The sequence below is a fragment of the Desulfofundulus sp. genome (assembly GCF_049701015.1).
GTDB lineage: Bacteria > Bacillota > Desulfotomaculia > Desulfotomaculales > Desulfovirgulaceae > Desulfofundulus.
On record NZ_JBNATZ010000250.1, the window covers coordinates 1 to 3,586 of the forward strand.

Genomic DNA, 3,586 nt, shown 5'->3' on the forward strand with positions numbered 1-3,586 from the left:
CATCAACCCCACGAAGTGCCCTGGCCATTCGCCGGCGCATGGCTGTGGTGTTCCAGGAGCCGCTCCTTTTAAAGACCACGGTTTATGAGAATGTGGCCACAGGATTGAAGCTGCGGGGAATCCCCCAGGGGGAAATAAAGAAAAGGGTGGACCGGTGGCTCGAACTGCTGGGCATCGCCCACCTGGCCGGACGCCGTTCCCACCAGCTGTCGGGGGGAGAAGCCCAGAGGGTCAGCCTGGCCAGGGCCTTTGCCCTGGAGCCTGACGTCTTGTTCCTGGACGAACCCTTTTCCGCCCTGGACTTCCCCACACGCTTATCGCTGCTCAATGAACTGGACAGGCTTTTAAAAAATACGGGGATTGCTGCTATTTTTGTTACGCATGATTTTTCGGAGGTGCCCTACCTCACCGACCGGGTAGCCGTACTCAAAAACGGCCGGCTGGTTAAAAAAGGCACCTTCGAGGAAATATTCAAAGTAAAACCCCGGCGGGAACACTACCTTACTTCCCTTTACCGGGTTTTTGAAAGCGACGCGGCAGGGTGAGCATACCGAACCCCTACCGGTCACACCACCGAACCGTTCGGAACACTTGCCAGATAAGGACCCTTTTCACAGAATCTCTCCGATGATCACGCGCAGCAGGTTGGGGTGTTCAAAGTTTTTCTTCCCGGCCCCGTAACCAACCCGGGTAACGGTAATGGGAGGCACTTCCCCGAAGGCGTCGCCCAGGGTGGCTGCCAGGGCGGCCCCCGTAGGCGTCACAAGTTCGCCTTCAACGCCGGCCCCGTAAACAGGCACTTTCTTTTCAGAAAGGATTTCCAGTGTGGCCGGGGCAGGGGATGGAATCAGACCGTGCATGCACTGAATAAAGCCCCTTCCCACGGGCAGGGGTGAGACGATAACCTTTTCCACACCGAGCAGGTGCAGCCCGAGGACGGTACCCACCACGTCGATGATGGCATCTACCGCACCAACCTCGTGAAAATGAATGTGCTCGGGAGTTGTATCGTGCACCCTGGCTTCAGCCCGCGCCAGGCAGTGAAATACCCTTTTGCTTTTCTCTTTCACCTCTTCGGGCAGGGAGCTCCGGTCAATAATTTCCTCAATATCCATCAAGTGCCTTTCCGGCTGGTCCTGGTCATCCAGCTCTACAAAAAAGTTAATAGCCGATATACCGCCCTGCTTTACTTTTTCCAGGCGCAGCCGGTAACCTTCCACCGGCAGCTTTTTTAATTCCCCTGCCAGTCGTTCGAAATCCACTCCCGCGTCAATCAAGGCACCCAGGCACATATCACCGCTGATACCGGAAAAACAATCAAAGTACGCCACTCTCATCATTCCGACCCCACTATCATACGGGTTATGGTGCTGGCCAGGGCGGCGGCACCAAAACCGTTATCGATATTTACCACACCAATACCGGAAGCGCAACTGTTCAACATGGTGAGAAGGGCGGCCAGACCGCGAAAACTGGCCCCGTAACCGATGCTTGTGGGCACGGCAATAACCGGCTGCTCCGCCAGCCCGGCCACCACGCTGGCCAGGGCACCCTCCATCCCCGCCACCACTATGATGACCTGCGCCCACTTTATCATCTCCAGCTTGTCCAGCAGGCGATGGAGGCCCGCCACTCCTACGTCGTAGCAGCGGCGTACATGGTTCCCCATTACTTCGGCGGTCACGGCGGCTTCCTCGGCCACCGGGAGATCGGCGGTTCCCGCAGACATCACCAGCACTTTACCCTTTGGTTGCGGGCGCTCCCCGCGGTACACCACAATAGTACGCGCCAGTTCCGAATAAACGGCGTCGCTTAAAACGGCCCGTACCGCTTCGTAAACCTCCCGGCCGGCCCGGGTGGCCAGGACGGTCCGGTTGTTTCTGCAGAGTCTTTCCATAATCTCCACTACTTGATCCGTGGTTTTGCCCTGGCAGAAAACCACTTCCGGGAATCCTTTGCGCAGGGCCCGGTGGTGATCCAGCTTGGCAAACCCGAGGTCTTCGTAGGGCAGGGTCTTGAGCCTGTCTAAAGCCGCATCCACTTCCAGGCGGCCGCTTCGCACATCCTCCAGTAATAGACGTAATTCATCCTTAGTCATGATGCCTCTCCCTTAATAGCACATGGCAAATATGGATGTCTGCATGAATTATGTCTTCTGTTCCCACATGACCTTGCCACAGTCCCGCAGGTCGTAGCCTCCCAGCGCCTCCACCTCTTTCCGGAAGTCCGGCTGGCTCATCACGGTCAACAAACGCTGGATGTAGGGGGTATCCCAGTAATCCCGGGGGATGCAGAGGTCATAGCGTTCTTCGGCCAGGGGGATGAAATCGAGCCCCAGGGCCCGGGCGGCGGCCCGGATGCCCAGGCCCGCGTCCACGCCGCCGGCCACGGCTGCCGCCACGGCCATGTGGGTATACTCCTCCCTCTCGTAACCGTTTATCTGGTCCGGGCTGATCCCGAGCTGTTTTAAGTGGTAATCCAGTAATACCCGGGTGCCCGCACCCCGCTGCCTGTTTACAAAAGTGACATCGGGCCGGACCAGATCCTCCAGCCCCCTGATCCCTTTGGGATTGCCTCGGGCCACAATCAGCCCCTGCTCCCGGTAGACCAGGTTGACCAGCACCACTCCCCTGTCCGGCATCAGCCGCTGGATATAGGAAACGTTGTACTCTCCCGTTTCCTCATCTAAAAGATGCGTACCGGCACAGTGGGCTTCTCCCCTTTTCAAGGCGTTCAAGCCAGCCAGGCTCCCCACATGGGCGCTGGACAGGCTGGCCTGGGGGTAAAAGCGCCGCAGGTAATTGGCCAGGACGTCCAGGGCGATATCGTGACTGCCGATGATCACGGTGGTCTCTCTGATCTCCTCGAGAGGACGCAGGAGCTCAACCTGAACCATCTGGCCCGCACCGTAACCCTCGGAAAGCCGGGGTACCCGCACAATGCCGTCAGCCCGGAGCAGGGACATGATGATGCCCGCTCCCCGGGAAATGGGTGTGGCAATGATCTTGTCCCCCACCTGTCCCAGTTTGACCCGTACAAATTCCTCCACTCCCAGGGAAGAGACCAGCTTGCGGGAAACGGTAGCTTCAATTTTCGGGCGGGCTGGCGGGACGGAACCAAGCTTTTTGTATATGACCGGTTTAACAAAGAGCTCGGCACACAGGTAGGCCGACACGGGGTAACCGGGGACTCCGATCACCGGCCGCCCGTCCACTTCCCCCAGGATCACTGGTTTCCCCGGCCTGGTGGCCACCCCGTGCACCAGCACCCGGCCCAGGCTTCTGATTACTTCCGCCGTGTAATCCTCACTGCCGGCCGAGGAACCGGCATTGATGAGGACCATATCGGATTCCTGCAGGGCTTCAAGCAGGGATTGGCGCAGGGCCTCAAAATCATCGGCAGTAATCTTTTTGCGTACCGGAATCCCTCCCCATTCGGTTACCAGGCCTGCCAGCACCCGGCTGTTGTAGTCGATAATATCGCCGGGTCTGAGCGGATGCCCCGGCTCCACCAGTTCGGTACCGGTAGGCAAAATGGCCACCCGGGGCCGGGGTTGGACGGAGATTTCCGTTATCCCACCCGCCAG

Annotated in this window: 4 protein-coding genes; 1 reads left to right on the forward strand and 3 read right to left on the reverse strand. The window is 58.7% G+C overall.

Annotated elements, in window-relative coordinates; genetic code table 11:
* Positions 1–545 (forward strand): ABC transporter ATP-binding protein (locus tag ACPLUI_RS12570; RefSeq protein WP_424660600.1); only part of this gene is annotated, 545 nt, incomplete at its 5' end.
* 66 nt (positions 546–611) lie between these two features.
* Here the strand turns inward: ACPLUI_RS12570 and larC are convergent.
* The 3 genes from larC to ACPLUI_RS12585 form a co-directional block, all read right to left on the reverse strand.
* Positions 612–1,340 carry a nickel pincer cofactor biosynthesis protein LarC gene (larC, locus tag ACPLUI_RS12575; RefSeq protein WP_424660601.1) on the reverse strand — a complete coding sequence of 243 codons (729 nt, stop codon included), beginning with the start codon at positions 1,338–1,340 and terminating at the stop codon, positions 612–614.
* A complete protein-coding gene (gene larB, locus ACPLUI_RS12580; protein ID WP_424660602.1) occupies positions 1,337–2,098 on the reverse strand; it encodes a nickel pincer cofactor biosynthesis protein LarB in 762 nt (253 codons plus the stop codon). The genes larC and larB overlap by 4 nt, the downstream gene beginning before the upstream one ends.
* Positions 2,099–2,146: 48 nt before the next feature.
* A partial coding sequence (locus ACPLUI_RS12585; protein WP_424660603.1) for a molybdopterin biosynthesis protein occupies positions 2,147–3,586 on the reverse strand: 1,440 nt, incomplete at its 5' end.

Bases quoted from the DNA above. Each gene is read 5' to 3' on its own strand.
- larB (WP_424660602.1), bottom strand. From the start codon at position 2,098: ATGACTAAGGATGAATTACGTCTATTACTGGAGGATGTGCGAAGCGGC.
- larC (WP_424660601.1), bottom strand. From the start codon at position 1,340: ATGATGAGAGTGGCGTACTTTGATTGTTTTTCCGGTATCAGCGGTGAT.